Raw genomic sequence first — 20,175 nt, 5'->3', positions numbered from 1 at the left:
CTGATGGGATCAGGTGCGGGTCCACAGGGCATTGTCGCCCAGTTTTTCTATGAATGCGTCATGTGCCGCGCGTTCATCCTCGGTAATACGAGACGGCAGTGGCGTTGCTCGTGGTGCCGGTCGCCAATCATCGCCGCCGCCTGCCACGGATGATGCAGATGTTGACAGTCCAAAATCGGGCTGTCGTCCTCCGATCAGCTCAAGATAAACTTCGGCCAGGATTTCAGAGTCGAGCAACGCGCCGTGCAGTACACGGTTCGAGTTGTCGATATTGAAGCGACGGCAAAGCGCATCCAGTGAGGCCGGCGAACCGGGAAACCGTTTGCGCGCAATCGCCAGCGTATCCAGCGCCTGTTCCATCGGGATGAGCGGGGCACCCATCCATTTCAGTTCGGCATTCAGGAACTTCATGTCGAAAGATGCATTGTGGATCACCAGCCGCGCATCGCCGACGAATTCGCGAAAAGCGTGACCGATCTTGGCAAAAACCGGTTTGTCTTTCAGCGTCACTTCACCCTTTTCCGGCGGACGTGGGTTTTCCAACAGGTCCGGGCCGATGCCATGCACGCCAAATGCCTCTTCCGGCATCGAACGTTCGGGGTTGATGTAGACGTGATACGTCTCACCCGTTGCGACGTGGTTCCACAGTTCAACGGCGCCGATTTCCACGATCCGATCACCGCTTTCGGGATCGAAACCCGTGGTTTCGGTGTCGAGTACAATTTCACGCATCTGCCATCCCCGCCCGTATCTGCCTGACCACATCCTGCACCTGCGCGCGGGCGTGGTCCAGAGTGTCGGTCACGATGACGTAATCCGACCGCGCGCATTTTTCTTCATTCGGCATCTGCTTGGCTCGGATTTGCTCGAACTGCGCCTCGGTCATTGTGCCCCGTTCCATGACACGCCGCTTTTGCTCGTTGGCCGGGATCGAAACACAAGCCACCGCGTCCATCGCCACGTCACCGCCCGTTTCAAACAAAAGCGGAATGTCGAACACCAGGATGTCGTTTGTCGCGGCTTCACGAAATGCTGCGCGGTCAGCAGCGACCAGAGGGTGGACGATGGCTTCGATGGCCTTCAGCGCAGCAGGATCGGCGGCAATTATCTGTTTCAGCGCCTCCCGGTTGACCGCACCGTCCTGAATGGCCGACGGAAACAATCGTTCCATGGGGCCAACGGCCGCGCCCCCCCTGGAATACAGGCGATGCACCGCCGCATCCGCATCCCACAAGGCACAACCTTCTTCGACGAACATCTGCGCCGTTGTGCTTTTCCCCATGCCGATGGAACCGGTCAGGCCAAGCGCAAAATTCATGCCATGGCCGCCGCACGTGCATCAGCATCAACTTCGGGGCGCACGCCGAACCAGCGTTCAAAACCGGGCACTGCCTGATGCAACAACATGCCCAGCCCATCGACTGCGGTGCATCCAGCCTGTTCAGCGGTTTGCAACAGGCGGGTTTTCAATGGCGCATAAACCAGATCCGTCACCACGGCACCGGGCTGCAACCCATCAAGCGGAACCCGCAATTCCGGTTGGCCCTGCATGCCCAACGAGGTGGTGTTCACCACGAGTTCTGCGTTTTCGATGACATTTCCGGCCTGAACCCAATCCACCACGCGGATACGTTGACCGAATTCCTCTTTCAGATGATCCGCACGGGCGCGGGTTCGGTTGGTCAGCAGGATTTCCGGAACACCCGCGTCAGACAATGCCTGCAACACGGCGCGCGCGGCCCCTCCGGCCCCGAATACAACAGCTGGCCCGTCCTTTGCATTCCAGTCCGGCGCACCGGTGCGAAGATTCTCCATGAACCCGTATCCGTCAGTGTTATCCGCGTGGATCGAGCCATCTTCACGAAACACCAGAGTGTTCGCCGCACCTATCACCGTCGCACGGTCAGACGCATGATCCGCGATCTTCAGGGCGGCTTCCTTGTGGGGAACGGTCACATTGGCGCCGACAAAACCCGCCCTGGGCAGGGTGCGCAACACAGTTTCCAGGTCGGCGGGCGCCACATCCATCGGGATGTAGTGACCGGCAAGACCGTATGTCTTCAGCCAATGACCGTGCAGTTTGGGGGATCGTGAGTGACCAATGGGATGTCCAATCACACCGGCCAAAGGAACCCGATAGTCCGTCATTGATCGATTACCCCTTTGACAGCCAGAAAGTTGAGCAGCTCCAACAGGGGCATACCCAAAACGTTAAAATAGTCGCCGTCAATGGTGGCGAACAGGCGGACACCTTCTTCCTCCAGCTTGTAGCCTCCGACGGCGTGGCGGATACTGTCCCAGTTTCGCGCCACGTAATCCTTCAGATAGGTGTCGGAACTGGCCCGCATCCGCAATCGTACCTGCCCCACATGCCGCCAGACCGGCTCTGCATTCTGATAGATCACCGCTGCGGACAAAAGCATATGCCGCTTGCCACGCATGGCTTTCAGCTGGGCCAACGCCTGTTCGGGGGTTTCCGGCTTTGACATCAGCTGACCGTCAAAATCCAAAACCTGATCACATCCCAGAACCATGGCACCGGGATTTTTGTCGCTTACCTTCCGCGCCTTCATTTCTGCGAGTGTATCGGCAATGTCCCGTGGAGATGCGCTTTCAGCCAGCAGGGCGCGTTTGGCCGTCTCTTCATCCACGCGCGCGGTTTGAACCACAAACGGTACGCCTGCATTTTCAAGCATCTGCGCGCGAATGGCGGACCCGGAAGCAAGAAGAATGGGGACAGACATGTGGAAAACCCCGTGTGCAAATCATTGAGAGTTCAGGGGTGCTTTGTATGGTTTTCCAGTTGACACGCAACCCCGGGGATTTCGCGCCAGAGATCCCCGAGTCGCTCAAATCCCATCCCGTCCGGACAAGGATAAGTCAGTTTCTCTGGAAAAGCCCGATATCCCAAATTCTCCTACCAGTTATCCCCAAGTGGAACAAGGAATACTGATAATAAATAATTGATTTTAAATGATAAAAATATCCACCAACAGAATCACATGAAAAAATCCGTGTTCTGTCCACCTGGGGAAAACACTTGTGTAAAAAAGTAATCCACGGATTTTACTCACCCTACAAAACCATCATCCTTTTTCTTTTCTTATTTTTTTATTAGGGAGGGTCCCGAACAACGCCCGGAGCCGAAATGACCGATCTTCTGTTCACTTTGTACCCATGGGTGAAATCGCTCCATATCATGGCGGTGATTTCGTGGATGGCGGGCCTGTTCTATCTGCCCAGGTTGTTTGTCTATCACGTCGAAAAGGCACAGGCCGTAGAAGGCGCACAGGACATTTTCTTTGAAATGGAAGAAAAGCTGCTGCGTGTGATCATGAGACCAGCGATGATCGTTGCCTGGGTTTGTGGTTTGATCATGGTGTTTACGCCGGGCATCGTGGGATGGGACTGGAGCTGGCCCTGGGTCAAGGGCGCCGCCGTGATCGGCATGACATGGTTTCATCACTGGTTGATGGCGCGACGCAAGGATTTCCTGGAAGGGCGAAACACGCTCAGTGGGCGGCAGTTTCGCATGATGAACGAGGTCCCGACCGTTTTGATGGTTGCCATCGTTCTGGCGGTCGTTCTGAAGTTCTGAGGGCCTGTTTGACTCCGCCCCGCACTGCGCTTATGTAGGGATCAACACGCCCGTCCGGGCGGCGTATCTTCCATACTGAAATTCCACTTCGTGCCGCGCTGTCAGCGGTGAAGGTATATATCATGACAACCGAATCCCTGAATCTTGCTGATCTGAAAGCCAAAAGCCCCAAAGACCTTCTGGCGATGGCCGAAGAGCTGGAGATCGAAAACGCCTCGACCATGCGCAAGGGCGAGATGATGTTCCAGATCTTGCGTGAACGCGCAGATGAAGGCTGGACCGTTGGTGGCGATGGCGTGCTTGAAGTGCTTCAGGACGGTTTCGGCTTCCTGCGCTCGCCCGAGGCGAACTATCTGCCCGGCCCGGATGACATCTATGTCTCACCCGAGATGATCCGCCAGCACTCATTGCGGACAGGGGATACCGTGGAAGGCGAGATCAAAGCCCCGGATGAGAATGAGCGCTATTTCGCGCTGACGAAGGTGACCAAGATCAACTTCGAAGACCCGGAAAAGGCCAAGCACAAGATCCTGTTCGACAACCTGACGCCGCTTTATCCGGATGAGCGGCTGAAGATGGAAATCGAGGATCCGACCATCAAGGACAAGTCCGCACGGGTGATCGACCTGGTCGCGCCGATCGGCAAGGGCCAGCGGTCGTTGATCGTGGCGCCGCCGCGCACCGGTAAGACGGTGATCCTGCAAAACATCGCGCATTCGATCGAGCGCAACCACCCGGAATGCTACCTGATCGTCCTGCTGATCGACGAACGCCCGGAAGAAGTCACCGACATGCAGCGTTCAGTGAAGGGCGAGGTGGTATCTTCGACCTTTGATGAACCGGCGTCGCGTCACGTTGCCGTGTCGGAAATGGTGATCGAAAAAGCCAAGCGTCTGGTCGAACACAAACGAGATGTTGTTATCCTTCTCGACTCGATCACAAGACTTGGTAGGGCTTTTAACACCGTGGTCCCATCCTCGGGTAAAGTTCTGACCGGTGGTGTGGACGCAAACGCCCTGCAACGGCCCAAGCGGTTTTTTGGTGCGGCGCGGAACATCGAGGAAGGCGGATCGCTGACCATCATCGCAACCGCACTGATTGATACCGGCAGCCGGATGGACGAGGTCATCTTTGAAGAATTCAAAGGTACAGGCAACTCGGAAATCGTTCTGGATCGCAAGATCGCGGACAAGCGAGTGTTCCCGGCCATCGACATCCTCAAATCCGGCACGCGGAAAGAGGATCTTCTGGTCGACAAGGGTGATCTGGCCAAGACCTTCGTTCTGCGGCGTATCCTCAACCCGATGGGCACGACCGACGCAATCGAGTTCTTGTTGTCCAAGTTGAAGCAGACAAAGACAAACAGCGAATTCTTCGATTCCATGAACACCTGACATTGGTCTTTAACTCTAGCGAGGCCTTCGAATGGATACGATATTCGCCTTGGCCAGCGCGCAGGGCAAAGCCGGGGTGGCGGTCATCCGCCTCTCGGGTCCGGACTCCCATTCAGCAGCGGCGCGCCTGACGGGTGGAGCGCTGCCAAAGCGTGGCATGGTCCTGCGCACTCTGACCGATCATGGCGGAGCACGTTTGGACGACGGATTGGTCTTGACCTTCCAGGCTCCGGCCAGTTTTACCGGTGAGGACGTGGCCGAGCTTCAGATTCATGGAAGCACCGCCTCTGTCAACGCCGTTCTGCGCTGCCTGTCGGATACAGAAGGGTTGCGCATCGCTGAACCGGGTGAGTTCACACGCCGAGCGCTGGAAAACGGCAAGATGGACCTGACTCAGGTTGAAGGCCTGGCCGATCTAATCGATGCAGAAACGGAAGCACAACGGAAGCAGGCTCAGACCATTCTGGCGGGTGAGCTGGGCACATTGGCTGAACGGTGGCGTCGGGATTTGATACGGGCTGCGTCCCTGTTGGAGGCTGTCATCGATTTTGCTGATGAAGAAGTTCCAACCGATGTCACGCCGGAAGTGCGCGAGTTGATCCAGGGCGTCATGTCCGACCTTCATCGCGAGGCAGATGGAGTCAAGATTGCCGAGCGAATTCGTTCAGGGTTCGAGGTTGCGATCGTCGGCCTTCCAAATGCGGGAAAATCCACCCTTTTGAATGCCTTGGCAGGCCGTGAGGCGGCCATTACTTCGGAATATGCTGGAACCACGCGTGATGTGATCGAAGTTCGAATGGATCTGGCTGGATTACCGGTGACCTTGCTGGATACGGCAGGGCTGCGAAAGACCGAAGATCATGTCGAAAACCTGGGTATCGAGCTAGCGCGCAGCAGAGCGGAGGCCGCCGATCTTCGCGTTTTCCTGTCTGAAACACCGAAGGACCTAGGGGTGGAGATGCGGGAAGATGATATACATGTTTTGCCCAAAGCAGATCTTAGAGGGATCGGGGAAAAGGGTGTGTCAGGGAAAACAGGCCAGGGAATAGATGCGTTAGTAGACGATATATCGTGTGTTCTGCGTCAGCGAACCACTACCCATGGTATTGCTACTCGGGAACGTCACCGCATTGCAATCACCAGAGCATTGGACTCACTCACATCTGCAATCTCGGTTCTGGAATCAGGCCCAGACCTGTATGATATCGCAGCAGAGGAGCTGAGAACCGCCATTCGCGCCCTTGAATCCCTGGTGGGCAGAATAGACGTGGAAACTCTGTTGGATGAAATCTTCTCCAGCTTCTGTTTGGGAAAATAAGGAGTGTTTCACGTGAAACATTCGAAGTTTGATGTCATCGTCATCGGCGCAGGTCATGCCGGAACCGAGGCCGCTCATGCATCAGCCAGAATGGGCGCTACAACGGCGTTGGTGACGCTGTCTGCAACGGACATTGGCGTCATGTCCTGCAATCCAGCGATTGGCGGTTTGGGGAAAGGCCATCTTGTGCGTGAGATCGACGCCTTGGATGGCGTCATGGGTCGCGTGGCGGATCAGGCCGGCATTCAGTTTCGATTATTGAACCGTCGAAAGGGGCCCGCCGTTCAGGGGCCGAGAGCGCAGGCGGATCGCGCCCTTTATCGTCTTGCTATGCAACAGGTAACGGAGAAGCAGGATAACCTGTCCGTCGTTGTTGGCGAGGTTGTCGATTTCCTGATGAACGGCGAAAAGGTTGCAGGTGTTGTTCTTTCCGATGGATCAGAACTTTCCGCCCGCGCCGTTATTCTGACGTCCGGTACGTTTCTAAGGGGCGTCATCCATATCGGTGACGTGTCTCGCCCAGGCGGGAGAATGGGGGATCGGCCCTCCATCAAATTGGCTGAGCGGTTGGATGGATACGATCTTCCTATGGGGCGATTGAAAACCGGCACACCGCCGCGTCTGGACGGGCGGAGCATTGATTGGTCCGATCTTGAAAGGCAGGACGGCGACGATGAGCCAACCCTGTTTTCTTTCATGTCGAAATCCGTTGTCGCGCCCCAGATTTCTTGCGGAATTACACATACAAATGCGCGAACGCATGAGATCATTGCGGAAAATCTTTCGAAATCTGCCATGTATGGCGGTCACATCGATGGGGTAGGCCCGCGTTATTGCCCTTCGATCGAAGATAAGATCGTACGCTTCGCCGACAAGGAATCGCATCAAATCTTCCTTGAACCCGAAGGGATCAACGACCACACAATCTATCCGAACGGCATATCGACATCTCTTCCCCAGGATGTTCAGCTGGACTATGTGCGGTCAATCAAAGGATTGGAAAATGCAGAAATTCTGCAACCGGGATATGCAATCGAATACGACTATGTTGATCCGCGTGTCCTGAGCGCTTCTTTATCCTTGCCGGCTGTTCCCGGACTATATCTAGCGGGACAGATAAATGGGACCACAGGATATGAGGAAGCCGCGGCTCAGGGCATGGTGGCGGGCCTCAACGCGGCGTTGGAGACCCAAGGGCGGGAGCCCATCCATTTTACACGATCCGACAGTTATGTTGGCGTAATGATCGACGATTTGACAACTCGAGGGGTTGCCGAACCTTACCGCATGTTCACATCGCGCGCGGAGTTCCGGCTATCTCTGCGTGCCGACAATGCTGATCAACGGTTGACACCGCTTGGTTTGGAGCTGGGGTGCGTCGGAGAAGGGCGCAAGATTCAGTTCGAAGATAAAATGAACCAACTTGAGAGTGTGAAGTTAAAGCTGACGGAACGCACTTACACACCCAAGGAAGTTCTCGCTGCCGGTATAAACGTTAATCAGGACGGAAACCGTAGAGATGGGATGGCAATTCTGGCATTCCCCGACACCTCGTTCGAAGATTTGTTGCCTCTCGTTCCTGATTTGCAGGACGTCGACCCAAAAATCAGGCTCCAGATTGAGCGGGACGCCTTGTATGCCAACTACATTGCCAGACAAAAGCGGGATGTCGAAGCAATGAAGCGGGATGAATCCTATGTCATCCCGCATGAGTTCGACTATTTTGCCTTGGACGGCCTGTCGTCGGAGATGAAACAGAAGCTGTCGCAAGCGAAACCCGCCAATATCGCTCAGGCAAGTCGTGTCGAGGGCGTTACTCCGGCAGCGCTGACGCTTGTTCTGGCAAAACTACGCCGGGATCAAAGAGCTCGTCAGGCATGATGGTTGATTATTCGAAGTTTGGAGACCTAAATGTTTCACGTGAAACATTCGATCGCCTCGTGACCTATGTTGATCTGGTGAAGCGTTGGAATCCTAAGATCAACCTCGTGTCGAAGAACAGTTTGGAGCATATCTGGGACCGGCATATTCTGGATTCGGTGCAAGTCTATCGGTGCGCTGACAGGTTTGACACCTGGGCGGACCTGGGAAGCGGAGGCGGATTCCCGGGTATGGTCTGCGCCATCATCGCCGCGGAAGAAAACCCAGGCGCCGCATTCAATATGATCGAGAGCGACCAGCGGAAATCGGCTTTCTTGCGCAGCGTTGCGCGGGAATGCGGTATAAAATGCACGGTTACTTCAAAAAGGATTGAATCGGTTGATCCTTTGGCTGCAAACATAGTTTCCGCCCGAGCGCTGGCTGACTTGCGCACCCTGTTGTCCTTTTGTGACAGGCATTTACACACCAACGGGACAGCGTTGTTGCCCAAAGGTGCAAATTGGAAAAAAGAGCTGGAAGACGCACGTGAGGAATGGAATTTCGAAGCTGAGGCGATTACAAGTTTAACTGAACCTCAAGCCGTTATCCTTAAGATAAATGGAGTATCACGTGGTTGATTTGTCTCGACCTTCAGGGCCTCGGATAATTGCTGTTGCCAATCAGAAGGGTGGGGTCGGAAAAACAACCACAGCAATCAACCTTGCAGCAGGATTGGCCGAATCCGGGTGTCGGGTTCTGGTGGTTGACCTTGACCCGCAGGGGAACGCTTCGACAGGTTTGGGTGTCGAAGATCGAGACTGGACAACTTATGATCTGATCCTCGACGACGCGCCATTGGAGGCCGTCGTTCAGGAAACTGAAATCGAAGGTCTTTTCGTTGTTCCGGCGACCGTTGATCTGAGTTCCGCCGATATTGAACTAATCTCCAACGAAAAACGCAGCTATCTTTTGCATGATGCTTTGAGGCAGCCAGCCATAGATGCGTTTGAACTGGATTTTGTGCTTATCGACTGCCCGCCGTCCTTAAACTTGCTGACCGTGAATGCAATGGTTGCTTCGCATTCGGTGCTTGTTCCGCTGCAGAGCGAGTTCTTTGCCCTTGAAGGGCTTTCACAACTGATGCTGACGATTCGAGAGGTCCGCCAAACGGCTAACCCAGATCTGAGAATCGAAGGTATTGTGTTGACCATGTATGACAACCGCAACAACTTGTCCCGTCAGGTTGAAAAGGACGCGCGTGACAATCTGGGTGAGATGGTCTTTAAAACGAAGATACCCAGAAATGTGCGGGTCAGCGAAGCGCCGTCATATGCGCTGCCTGTTTTGCAATATGACTCGGGATCGCTTGGGGCCATGGCCTACCGGCATCTTGCTCGTGAGATCTTGCACAAGAACAATAAGACCGCTGCCTGAGCGGGAACGAGGAGGGCGACATGAGCGCCAAGAAAGCAAAGTCCAGAGGTTTGGGGCGGGGGTTGTCTGCCCTTATGGCGGATGTGAATCCTGAATCAGAAGGCCGGATTTCAACGGATGCACGCAGACCGGATCTGAAAGTCCCGATTGAAAAGCTCAAAGCCAACCCCAACCAGCCGCGCCGGACATTCATGCCCGAGCAGTTGGACGAGCTGGCAGCGTCGGTCAAGGAAAAAGGTATCATTCAGCCGTTGATCGTTCGCGCGACGGGGCCCGATGAATACGAAATCGTCGCGGGGGAACGCCGTTGGCGTGCGGCGCAGATGGCGCAGCTGCATGATATCCCGGTGATTGTGCGTGAATTCGATGATACGGAAGTGTTGGAAGTTGCGATTATCGAAAACATCCAACGCGCGGATCTGAACGCGGTGGAAGAGGCCGCCGGCTACAAGCAGTTGATGGACCGATTTGGTCATACACAGGAAAAGCTTGCCGAGGCCCTGGGCAAAAGCCGCAGCCACATCGCAAATCTTTTGCGGCTTCTGTCCTTGCCGTTGGATGTGCAAACCCTTGTTATTGAAGGTAAATTGTCTGCGGGGCACGCCAGGGCACTGATTACGGCGGAAAATCCGTCGGAACTTGCGAAACAGATCGTCAAGGATGGCTTGTCGGTGCGCGCAACCGAGGCTTTGGTCAAAAAACAGCAGCAAGGCAGTGCCGAGCGTTCTGCACCCCGCTCCAGAAATCTGGATGCCGGAAAGGATGCAGACACACGTGCCTTGGAAAAAGACCTGTCCGCGATCCTGGCGATGAAAGTGTCAATCAATCACAAGGCCGGAACGGAAACGGGACAAGTTGTTCTGACCTACGAAAATCTGGATCAGTTGGACGACTTGTGCGCCAAGCTCAGCCGTTAGGACGTGACCAGATAAAGATCATGACACCGCCCAGCACAACCGCCTGAATGATCAACACGAAAAGCGGTGCTGACAACAAAACAGAGAGTCCGAAAACGGCGGCGATCGAGACGGTTGCCGCCTTTTTTGCGGCTGGTCGAATGGCGCCGGAGCTTTGCCAATCAAGAATCAGTGGCCCAAAAAGGTTATGGGTCACAAGCCAATTGTGCAGCCGCGAGGATGAGCGGGCGAAGAAAAACGCGGCAAGCAGAAGAAAAGGCACCGTAGGAAGAAGGGGCAGGACAACCCCAACAGCCGCCATGGCAACACAAAGCAATCCCAGTCCGGCCCAAAGATACTGCATGCTCAGTCCAACAGCTCCCGGATGACTGCGTTCAATACGGCGCGTCCATCTGATGTGGCGATGAGGCGCCCGTTGCTGCGCCGAACCATGTTGATGTCGGTCAGATGATCTATGGTTTCAGAGGGAAGAGAGCGGCCAGACAAACTTTGCCACCTGTCCATATCTAGTCCCTCAGTAATTCTCATACCCATCATAAGGTATTCATTTGCCTGATCTTCAAGGGGCAACGCGCTGCGGTTCTTTTCACCATTGCCTTGATTGGCGGCATCAAGCCAACGCTGGGGGTTCAGATAGGTTTCGGTCGCGTATTTCTGACCATTCAGGGTAATCCTCCCATGGGCGCCGGGGCCGATGCCCACATAGTCGCCATACCGCCAGTAAATCAGGTTGTGCTGCGACTCTGCGCCCGGTCGGGCATGGTTCGAAACTTCATAGGCCGGCAAGCCATGTGCTTCGCAGATTTCCTGCGTGGCCAGATACATGTCGGCGGCACTGTCATCTTCGGGCAGGCCGCGTAACTTACCGACGGCGTATCGATCCCCAAAGGCCGTCCCGTCTTCGATCGTCAATTGATAGAGCGACAGGTGGTCGATGGCCATCGATAGCGCTTGGGTCAGTTCCTCTTGCCAGGCGTCCAGTGTCTGGTGTTGGCGCGCATAGATCAGGTCAAAGCTGACCCGGTTGAAACAGTTGCGGGCGATGTCAAAGGCGGCGCGGGCCTCTGCCGCGGTGTGGATGCGGCCCAGCCGCCTCAGGTCTTCGTCATTCATCGCCTGAATGCCCATCGAAACCCGGTTCACGCCTGCATCGCGATAGGCGGCGAACCGCCCGGCCTCGACCGAACCGGGATTGGCCTCGAGGGTGATTTCCATGTCATTGGCGGGCCGCCACAGGGCGCGGGCGGTGTCGATCACGGCGGCCACGGTTTCGGGCGCCATCAGCGACGGGGTGCCGCCGCCAAAGAAGATCGTGTTCAGAACCCGATCGGGCGTTTCGGCAGCGGATCGGTGAAGCTCGGACAGATAGGCGTTAAGCCATTGATTTTGATCAATATTTCTGGAAACGTGGCTGTTGAAGTCGCAATAGGGGCATTTGGCCTCGCAAAAGGGCCAATGCACGTACAGGCCAAAGCCCCCGTTGCGCCAATCATCCGCCAAAGCAGCCTTTCACGAACATTTCCACCGCGCGACCGCGATGGCTGATCTTGTTCTTTTCCCAGCGATCCATCTCGGCAAAGGTAATGTCGTAGCCGTCGGGGACAAACATCGGGTCATAGCCGAACCCATCCTTGCCGCGGATCGGCCAGACCAGATGACCGGGCGCGACGCCTTCGAACACCTCGTCGTGCCCGTCGGGCCAGGCCAGAACCAGAGTGCAGCGGAATTGGGCCGTGCGGGGATGCGGTGCGCTTTTTGCTTCGAGCTCATCATGGGCGCGGGTCATGGCCATCAGAAAATCGCGGCCATTTCCGGTTTCGGCCCAATCAGCCGTGTACACGCCCGGCGCGCCATCCAGCGCGTCGATGGTGATCCCGGAATCGTCGGACAGGGCGGGCAGTCCGGTGGCCTGTGCGGCGGCGTGAGCCTTTATCCGGGCGTTGCCGACAAATGTGTCTTCAGTCTCTTCCGGCTCGGGCAGGTCCATCTCGGGCGCGCCCACGACCGTCACGCCAAAGGGCTCGAGCAGATGGGCCATCTCCTCAAGCTTGCCTTTGTTGTGGGTGGCGACCAGCAACCTGTCGCCGTCGAACTTGCGGGTCATGCGGTGGCGGCCTTTTGCGCTGCGGCCAGTTCACCGACGCCTTTTTCGGCCAGATCCATCAGTTGATCCATCTGAGCGCGGCTAAAGACCGAGCCTTCAGCACTCATCTGCACTTCGATCAGTTTGCCGGATCCGGTCATGATGAAGTTTCCATCTACGCCCGCTTCGCTGTCTTCGGGATAATCAAGGTCCAGTACTGGCTGACCTGCATATACGCCACAGGACACGGCCGCGACCGGATCAACCAACGGGTCGGAGATCACGTCGCCGGTCTTCATCAGCTTGTTCACCGCCAGACGCAGCGCGACCCAGCCGCCGGTGATTGACGCGCAGCGGGTGCCGCCATCGGCCTGGATCACATCACAGTCCACGGTGATTTGACGCTCGCCCAGAGCAACCCGATCGACGCCGGCGCGCAGGGCGCGGCCGATCAGGCGCTGGATTTCGACCGTGCGGCCCCCTTGTTTACCCGCGGCCGCCTCGCGCCGCATCCGCGTATTGGTGGCACGGGGCAGCATGCCGTATTCGGCTGTGACCCATCCGAGGCCCGAGCCCTTGATAAACGGCGGCACGCGATCTTCGATCGTAGCGGTGCACAGAACATGCGTGTCGCCCATTTTGATCAGGCAGGAACCTTCGGCATGTTTCGTGACTCCCGTCTCGATTGAAACGGCGCGCATTTCACTTAAATCTCTTCCAGAGGGTCGCATCGGAATTCCTTTGTTTGCTGGGTTGGGGATAACGCCCCGCAGCGTTACGATGCAACCCCGATTGACCTTTCATTTGCCTGCTATTTAATGACAAACGAGCAGGGGAACACGGATGAGCGAAGCGAGCAAGATTCTGGACGAGATGAACGACCGGTCACGCGAAGTGTTCCGGCTGATTGTCGAGAGCTATCTGGAAAGCGGAGAGCCCGTCGGCAGCCGTACTTTGACGCGTACGTTGTCAGAAAAAGTCAGCGCTGCAACTGTCCGCAATGTGATGCAGGATCTGGAATTTCTGGGCCTTCTGGATAGCCCCCATGTCAGCGCCGGCCGAATCCCGACGCAGCAAGGCCTGCGAATGTTTGTGGACGGATTGCTTGAGGTCGGCGACCTGGGTGCCGATGACCGGCAGAAACTGGAGCAGACATTAGGCTCTAACACGGGTGATGTCGGTGGAATGCTGGACCGTGTCGGCTCTGCCTTGTCGAACGTGACACAAGGGGCCTCGCTGGTTCTGACGCCCAAGCGTGAATCGGAAATTAAACATATCGAATTTGTTTCTCTGGGCCATGATCGGGCTTTGGTGGTTTTGGTTTTCTCGGACGGTCATGTGGAAAACCGGCTGTTCACGCCGCCACCTGGGCAAACGCCAAGTTCCATGCGCGAGGCCGCGAATTTCCTGAACGCACTTATCGAGGGGCGGACACTCAGCGAAGTGCGGCGGCAAATGCAGACGCAGATCGATGCGCGCAAGCAGGAAATCGACACTCTGGCCCGTGAGATGGTCGAAAGCGGAATGGCCGTTTGGGACGGAGACGGAAGCGACTCGGCCCGTTTGATCGTGCGCGGGCGCGCGAATCTGTTGAACGAACCCGGTCAGGCCGAGGAACTTGACCGCATCCGCACCCTGTTCGATGACCTTGAGCGCAAGCGAGACATCGCCGAATTCCTTGAATTGACCGAAGAAGGCGAGGGTGTGCGCATTTTTATCGGGTCTGAGAACAAACTTTTCTCACTTTCGGGTTCCTCTTTGGTGGTGTCTCCTTATATGAACGCTGATCGAAAGATAATCGGTGCGGTGGGGGTTATCGGACCCACACGTCTGAATTATGGGCGGATCGTACCGATCGTGGATTATACGGCGCAACTGGTCGGCAAGCTGATATCCGACCGGAGCTAGAGGGTAAAAGATGGCAGAGCCGAAGAACGAAGATTTTCTGGACGATATCGCAACCGCCGAGGCCGAAGAGCTGGCCGAAGAGCTGATGGATATCAGCGAAGAAGAACTGGAACTGGACGCGCTGCGGGCCGAACGGGATGACTATAAAGACAAGTTCATGCGCGCGCTGGCGGATGCCGAAAACATGCGCAAGCGCAGCGACAAGGCGCGCCGCGATGCGGAACAGTATGGCGGGTCCAAGCTGGCCCGCGATATGCTGCCCGTCTATGACAACATGAAACGCGCCCTTGAAGCTGCGACGGATGAGCAGAAAGAAGTGGCTGCTGGTCTGCTGGAAGGCGTCGAATTGACCATGCGCGCTTTGAAGGATGTGTTCCAGAAGCACGGAATCGAAGTGATCACACCCGAAGTGGGCGACCGGTTTGATCCGAACGTGCATGAGGCCATGTTCGAGGCGCCTGTTCCAGGAACCAAGGCAGGAGACATCATTCAGGTGTCCGCCGAAGGGTTTATGTTGCACGATCGTCTGCTGCGCCCGGCGCAGGTGGGCGTGTCGTCAACCCCGGCAAGCTGATACGCGCCCAAGGGCGCGTGCCTTCGGCGAGAGTATTTGGGAAAAGATGAAGGGGCGGTCAGGATCTGGCCGCCTCTTTCAGTTTGTAGATCAGATCGAGGGCTTCGCGCGGGGTCAGGTCGTCCGGCAGGATCTGGTCCAGCATATCGGTGACGGGCGACGCTTTCGGGACCGGCGGCGGGGGCGGTGCGGCCGAAAACAGCGGCAGATCGTCGATCAGCGCCTTCTGCTTGCCGCCCTCACGTTCCGTTTTCTCCAACTGGTCCAGAACCACGCGGGCGCGTTCGACCACGGATGCGGGCAGCCCGGCCAATTGCGCGACCTGCACGCCATAGGAGCGGTCGGCGGCGCCCTTGTGGACCTCGTGTAGGAATATCACCTCGCCGTCCCATTCCTTGACCGCGACGGTGGCGTTTTCGACGCCCTCCAGCTTGCCGGCCAGCGCGGTCAGCTCGTGGTAATGCGTGGCAAACAGCGCGCGGCAGCGGTTGGCGGCGTGCAGATGTTCCAGCGTGGCCCAGGCGATGGACAGGCCGTCATAGGTGGCGGTGCCACGCCCGATTTCGTCGAGGATCACCAGCGCCCGGTCATCGGCCTGGTTGAGGATGGCCGCGGTTTCCACCATCTCGACCATGAATGTCGACCGGCCCCTTGCCAGATCGTCAGAGGCGCCCACGCGGCTGAAAAGCTGGCTGACCACGCCGATATGAGCTTGCTCGGCCGGGACGTAGCTGCCCATCTGGGCCAACAGGGCGATCAGCGCATTCTGGCGCAGGAAGGTCGACTTACCGGCCATGTTGGGGCCGGTCAGCAACCAGATGGCGGCGCCGTCCTGGGCGCTGAGGTCGCAGTCATTGGCGATGAAGGCATCACCGTTTTGCTGGCGCAGCGCGTGCTCTACCACCGGATGCCGACCGCCCTGAACACTGAACGCCCGGGAGGCGTCTACCTGTGGTCTGCACCAGTTTTCTCCGCGGGCCAGATCTGCCAGCGCGGTGGTCTGATCCAGTTCGGCCAGCCCTCGGGCGGCTTGATTAAGTCGCGCAGCGAAGCTCAAAATCTCATCAGAAAGCCTTTGATAGAGCCTTTTTTCGATCTCAAGAGCCAGGTTGCCGGCGTTCAGGATGCGGGTTTCGATCTCGCTGAGCTCAACCGTGGTGAACCGCACCTGGTTGGCGGTGGTCTGGCGGTGGATATAGGTCTCGCTGAAGGGCGGGTTCAGCATCTTTTCGGCATGGGTGGCCGTGGTTTCGATGAAATAGCCCAGCACGTTGTTGTGCTTAATTTTCAGCGAGGCGATGCCGGTGTGTTCGGCGTATTTCTGCTGAAACCCGGCAATGACCGAGCGGCCTTCGTCCCGCAGGGTGCGGGCCTCGTCCAGTTCGGCGTCAAAGCCCGGCGCGATGAAGCCGCCATCGCGCGCCAGCAGCGGCGGGTCGGCGACCAGCGCCTGATCCAGCAGGTCGAGCAGATCGTCGAATCCCACAAGGTTCTGCACCGCAGTCGCCAGCAGCACCGGCAGGTCTTGACCTTCGCAAATCCCGGCGATCGCTGCGGCTTGGGTCAGCCCGTTGCGGATGGCGGCCAAGTCGCGCGGGCCGCCTCGGTCCAGCGACAGGCGCGACAAGGCGCGGTCCAGATCGGGCGTCTTGCGCAGCGCCTCGCGCAGATCGGCGGTGATCAGGCTGTCCTGGGCGGCAAAATCGACCGCGTCCAGCCGCGCGTGGATGACATCAAGATTGCGCGAGGGGCTGGACAGGCGTTGTTCCAGCAGGCGCGCACCGCCCGGGGTTACGGTCCGGTCCACCACCGACAGCAGCGATCCGGCCCGCCCGCCCGACAAAGATCGTGTCAGTTCAAGGTTGCGGCGGGTGGCCGCGTCGATCTGCACGACGCGATCTTCGGATTCTTTCAGCGGCGTTTGCAACAGGGGCAATTTGCCCTTCTGTGTGATCTCCAGATAATCGATCAGCGCGCCCATCGCGGACACTTCGGCGCGTCCAAAGCTTCCGAACGCGTCCAGCGCGCCCACGTGAAACAACCCGCAGATGCGTTTTTCAGCCGCCGTGCTGTCAAAACTCGCCCGTCCGACAGGGGTGAGAGAAATACCCAAATCGCGGACCGGCTCATTCAGTTTTTCCTGCACGTTGTCTGCCACGATCAGTTCCGACGGGGCCAGCCGGGCCAGCTCGGGGCTCAGCCGGACCGAGGTCAGCGGCATCACGTGAAACGCCCCGGTCGATATGTCCGCCCAGGCCAGCGCGGCCTCGTCGCGCACCTCGGCATAGGCGGCCAGAAAGTTGTGGCGGCGCGCCTCCAACAGCGCGTCCTCGGTCAGGGTGCCGGGGGTGACAAGGCGCACGACATCGCGCTTTACCACCGATTTAGAGCCTCTTTTCTTGGCCTCGGCCGGGCTTTCCATCTGTTCGCAGACGGCGACGCGAAAGCCCTTGCGGATCAGCGTCAGCAGATAGCCTTCGGCCGAATGCACCGGCACGCCGCACATCGGAATATCTTCGCCATTGTGTTTGCCGCGCTTGGTCAGGGCGATGTCCAGCGCCTCGGCGGCGTTCACGGCGTCTTCAAAGAACATCTCGTAGAAATCGCCCATGCGGTAAAACAGCAGGGCATCCGCGTGGGCCTCTTTGATTTCCAGGTATTGCGCCATCATCGGCGTGACGTTGGACAAGGCTGCTCCCCTCTGGCGTATTCCGGCGCGACCTTACAAACCCGGCCCCTGCGACGAAAGGTGAAAACGTATTGTCGTTGAGACGCGCCTTTGCCTGCGCTATGAGGCAAAAGCCCAACAGATGTAAAGAAACGACATATCCGATGCCCAAAGCGAAGATCACCAAAGAAGAGGCGCTGGCCTTTCACCTTGACCCGACCCCCGGCAAGTGGGAGGTGCAAGCCACCGTCCCGATGACCACGCAGCGGGATCTGTCATTGGCCTACAGCCCGGGTGTGGCCGTCCCATGTGAAGCGATCGCTGAGGCACCGGAAACCGCATATGATTATACCAACAAGGGCAATCTGGTTGCTGTGATCTCGAACGGAACAGCGGTTCTGGGTCTTGGCAACCTTGGCGCGCTGGGCTCGAAACCGGTGATGGAGGGGAAATCCGTTCTGTTCAAGCGGTTCGCCGACGTGAACTCGATCGATATCGAGCTGGACACCGAAGACCCGGATGAATTCTGCCGCGCGGTGCGACTGATGGGGCCGACCTTCGGCGGTATCAACCTGGAAGACATCAAGGCGCCCGAATGTTTCATCATCGAACAGCGCCTGAAGGAAGAGATGGACATCCCCGTCTTTCACGACGACCAGCACGGCACGGCCGTGATTTGCGCGGCCGGTTTGATCAATGCGCTGCATATCTCGGGCAAGAAGATCGAGGATGTGAAGATCGTTCTGAACGGGGCCGGGGCGGCAGGGATCGCCTGTATCGAATTGCTCAAGGCGATGGGCGCCCGCCATGAAAACTGCATCGTCTGCGACACAAAGGGCGTGATCTATCAGGGCCGTACCGAGGGCATGAACCAGTGGAAATCGGCACATGCGATCACCACGGATCTGCGGACTCTGGAAGAGGCCATGAAGGGCGCGGACGTGTTTCTGGGCGTGTCGGTCAAGGGCGCGGTCACGCAGGAGATGGTCGCAAGCATGGCCGATAATCCGGTGATCTTCGCCATGGCCAACCCCGATCCGGAAATCACCCCGGAAGAGGCGCACGAGGTCCGTGTGGACGCCATCGTGGCGACCGGGCGCAGCGATTATCCGAACCAGGTCAACAACGTTCTGGGCTTTCCCTATTTGTTCCGCGGCGCGCTGGACATTCACGCCCGCGCCATCAATGACGAGATGAAGATCGCCTGTGCCCATGCACTCGCCAATCTGGCGCGCGAAGATGTACCGGATGAGGTCGCGATGGCTTATGGCAAATCGCTGACCTTCGGGCGCGACTACATCATTCCCACGCCGTTTGATCCGCGCCTGATCCACCGTATCCCGCCCGCTGTTGCCAAGGCAGGAATGGATACCGGCGCGGCCCGCCGTCCGATCATCGACATGGACGCATATGAGCTGAGCCTGAAGTCCCGGATGGACCCGACCGCAAGCATCCTGCGCGGGCTGAACGCCCGGGCGCGACAGGCGCAAAGCCGCATGATTTTTGCCGAGGGCGATGATCCCCGCGTGCTGCGTGCCGCCGTCATGTACCAACGTTCAGGCTTTGGTAAGGCGCTCGTGGTCGGTCGGGCAGATGATGTTAAAGACAAACTGGAAGCCACCGGTCTTGGTGATGCTGTGCGGGAAATCGAGGTTGTGAACGCTGCCAACACCGCGCATCTCGAGACCTATTCGAATTTCCTCTATGAGCGTTTGCAGCGTAAAGGCTTTGACCGCAAGGATATTCACCGACTGGCCGCGCGGGACCGCCATGTGTTCTCATCCCTGATGCTGGCCCATGGCCACGGAGACGGGTTGGTCACAGGTGCAACACGAAAATCGGCACACGTAATTGATCGTATCAATCATGTCTTCGATGCCGATGCCGCCCATGGTGCTGCCGGTGTGACGGCACTTCTGCATAAAGGCCGGATCGTTCTGATCGGTGATACACTGGTGCATGAATGGCCGGATGAAAACGATTTGGCCAACATTGCCGAGCGTTCCGCAGCAGTGGCCCGACATATGGGTCTGGAGCCCCGGGTTGCTTTTGTCAGCTTCTCGACATTTGGATACCCGGTTTCGGAACGTGCCGAGAAGATGCACCGAGCGCCGGCGGTTCTGGACCAGCGCGGTGTCGATTTCGAGTATGAGGGCGAAATGACAGTGGATGTTGCCCTGAACGTGGATCAGCAGGCGGCCTATCCGTTTTCACGCCTGACTGGGCCTGCGAACATCCTGATCGTCCCCGCACGACACTCGGCGTCGATTTCAACCAAGCTGATGCAGGAAATGGGCGGTGCCACCGTGATCGGGCCGATCCTGTCGGGCGTCGACAAGCCGATTCAGATTTGCTCGACCGTCTCAACCGCGAACGATATTCTGAACATGGCCATTCTGGCCTCGTGCGACATCGGATAAG

At 57.5% G+C, this 20,175-nt stretch carries 19 protein-coding genes; 10 read left to right on the top strand and 9 right to left on the bottom strand.

Translation table 11 applies throughout. The features are described from left to right. Nucleotides 1–9 precede the first annotated feature (9 nt). The 4 genes from dnaQ to GS620_RS14850 are packed head-to-tail and all read right to left on the bottom strand — an operon-like array spanning nt 10 to nt 2,744. Complete coding sequence (gene dnaQ, locus GS620_RS14865; RefSeq protein ID WP_152459619.1) at nt 10–732, bottom strand: DNA polymerase III subunit epsilon; 723 nt, start codon at nt 730–732, stop codon at nt 10–12. After that, complete coding sequence (gene coaE / locus GS620_RS14860; RefSeq protein WP_171230151.1) at nt 725–1,318, bottom strand: dephospho-CoA kinase; 594 nt, start codon at nt 1,316–1,318, stop codon at nt 725–727. The genes dnaQ and coaE overlap by 8 nt, the downstream gene beginning before the upstream one ends. Beyond that, a complete protein-coding gene (locus tag GS620_RS14855; protein ID WP_171616643.1) occupies nt 1,315–2,148 on the bottom strand; it encodes a shikimate dehydrogenase in 834 nt (277 codons plus the stop codon). Before GS620_RS14855 ends, coaE begins: the two co-directional genes overlap by 4 nt. Next, nucleotides 2,145–2,744, bottom strand: a complete 600-nt coding sequence (locus GS620_RS14850; RefSeq protein WP_171616641.1) for a nucleoside triphosphate pyrophosphatase — start codon at nt 2,742–2,744, stop codon at nt 2,145–2,147. Before GS620_RS14850 ends, GS620_RS14855 begins: the two co-directional genes overlap by 4 nt. 404 nt (nt 2,745–3,148) lie before the next feature. Here GS620_RS14850 and GS620_RS14845 point away from each other — a divergent pair, with 404 nt between their 5' ends. From GS620_RS14845 to GS620_RS14815, 7 genes are all read left to right on the top strand, one after another. Further along, nucleotides 3,149–3,598, top strand: coding sequence for a CopD family protein (locus tag GS620_RS14845; RefSeq protein WP_171171524.1), 450 nt, complete (start codon nt 3,149–3,151; stop codon nt 3,596–3,598). A 122-nt stretch (nt 3,599–3,720) separates the two neighbouring features. Continuing rightward, a complete protein-coding gene (gene rho, locus GS620_RS14840; protein WP_170345848.1) occupies nt 3,721–4,992 on the top strand; it encodes a transcription termination factor Rho in 1,272 nt (423 codons plus the stop codon). 31 nt (nt 4,993–5,023) lie between these two features. Then, on the top strand, nt 5,024–6,310 hold the full coding sequence (gene mnmE / locus GS620_RS14835; RefSeq protein ID WP_171616639.1) for a tRNA uridine-5-carboxymethylaminomethyl(34) synthesis GTPase MnmE: 1,287 nt from the start codon (nt 5,024–5,026) through the stop codon (nt 6,308–6,310). Between the two features lie 12 nt (nt 6,311–6,322). Next, entirely contained in the window at nt 6,323–8,191 is a 1,869-nt protein-coding gene (mnmG, locus tag GS620_RS14830; RefSeq protein ID WP_171616637.1) for a tRNA uridine-5-carboxymethylaminomethyl(34) synthesis enzyme MnmG, read from the top strand. After that, the gene (gene rsmG / locus GS620_RS14825; protein ID WP_371419752.1) at nt 8,191–8,808 is read left to right on the top strand and encodes a 16S rRNA (guanine(527)-N(7))-methyltransferase RsmG; all 618 of its coding nucleotides are present in this window, start codon (nt 8,191–8,193) and stop codon (nt 8,806–8,808) included. The genes mnmG and rsmG overlap by 1 nt, the downstream gene beginning before the upstream one ends. Further along, nucleotides 8,801–9,604: a ParA family protein gene (locus tag GS620_RS14820; RefSeq protein ID WP_152459610.1), complete on the top strand. Its 804-nt coding sequence runs from the start codon at nt 8,801–8,803 to the stop codon at nt 9,602–9,604. The genes rsmG and GS620_RS14820 overlap by 8 nt, the downstream gene beginning before the upstream one ends. Nucleotides 9,605–9,624: 20 nt before the next feature. Next, a complete protein-coding gene (locus GS620_RS14815) occupies nt 9,625–10,521 on the top strand; it encodes a ParB/RepB/Spo0J family partition protein (RefSeq protein ID WP_171616635.1) in 897 nt (298 codons plus the stop codon). Here the strand turns inward: GS620_RS14815 and GS620_RS14810 are convergent. Genes GS620_RS14810 through rph form a run of 4 tightly spaced genes read right to left on the bottom strand, consistent with a single transcriptional unit; the run spans nt 10,511 to nt 13,335 of the window. Then, nucleotides 10,511–10,864 (bottom strand): YbaN family protein, encoded by a 354-nt coding sequence (locus tag GS620_RS14810; protein ID WP_152459608.1) that lies wholly within the window; start codon nt 10,862–10,864, stop codon nt 10,511–10,513. The genes GS620_RS14815 and GS620_RS14810 overlap by 11 nt on opposite strands. 2 nt (nt 10,865–10,866) lie before the next feature. Then, a complete protein-coding gene (gene hemW, locus GS620_RS14805) occupies nt 10,867–12,021 on the bottom strand; it encodes a radical SAM family heme chaperone HemW (protein ID WP_171616633.1) in 1,155 nt (384 codons plus the stop codon). Beyond that, a complete protein-coding gene (gene rdgB, locus GS620_RS14800) occupies nt 12,011–12,625 on the bottom strand; it encodes an RdgB/HAM1 family non-canonical purine NTP pyrophosphatase (RefSeq protein WP_171616631.1) in 615 nt (204 codons plus the stop codon). Before rdgB ends, hemW begins: the two co-directional genes overlap by 11 nt. Next, nucleotides 12,622–13,335: a ribonuclease PH gene (rph, locus tag GS620_RS14795; RefSeq protein WP_171230142.1), complete on the bottom strand. Its 714-nt coding sequence runs from the start codon at nt 13,333–13,335 to the stop codon at nt 12,622–12,624. Before rph ends, rdgB begins: the two co-directional genes overlap by 4 nt. 112 nt (nt 13,336–13,447) lie before the next feature. On the opposite strand from rph, the gene hrcA reads away from it, so the two are divergent. Both hrcA and GS620_RS14785 read left to right on the top strand, forming a co-directional pair. Then, on the top strand, nt 13,448–14,512 hold the full coding sequence (hrcA, locus tag GS620_RS14790) for a heat-inducible transcriptional repressor HrcA (RefSeq protein ID WP_171616629.1): 1,065 nt from the start codon (nt 13,448–13,450) through the stop codon (nt 14,510–14,512). A gap of 10 nt (nt 14,513–14,522) precedes the next feature. After that, nucleotides 14,523–15,086, top strand: a complete 564-nt coding sequence (locus GS620_RS14785) for a nucleotide exchange factor GrpE (protein WP_171116719.1) — start codon at nt 14,523–14,525, stop codon at nt 15,084–15,086. A gap of 58 nt (nt 15,087–15,144) precedes the next feature. Here GS620_RS14785 and mutS read toward each other — a convergent pair whose 3' ends face one another. Beyond that, nucleotides 15,145–17,757: a DNA mismatch repair protein MutS gene (gene mutS, locus GS620_RS14780; protein ID WP_171616730.1), complete on the bottom strand. Its 2,613-nt coding sequence runs from the start codon at nt 17,755–17,757 to the stop codon at nt 15,145–15,147. 161 nt (nt 17,758–17,918) lie between these two features. Here mutS and GS620_RS14775 point away from each other — a divergent pair, with 161 nt between their 5' ends. Next, nucleotides 17,919–20,174, top strand: coding sequence for an NADP-dependent malic enzyme (locus GS620_RS14775; protein WP_171230141.1), 2,256 nt, complete (start codon nt 17,919–17,921; stop codon nt 20,172–20,174). Nucleotide 20,175 lies beyond the last annotated feature (1 nt).

It is taken from the genome of Ruegeria sp. HKCCD6428 (assembly GCF_013110595.1).
Taxonomy (GTDB): domain Bacteria; phylum Pseudomonadota; class Alphaproteobacteria; order Rhodobacterales; family Rhodobacteraceae; genus Ruegeria.
This window is presented reverse-complemented; position numbering and strand designations above follow the sequence as displayed.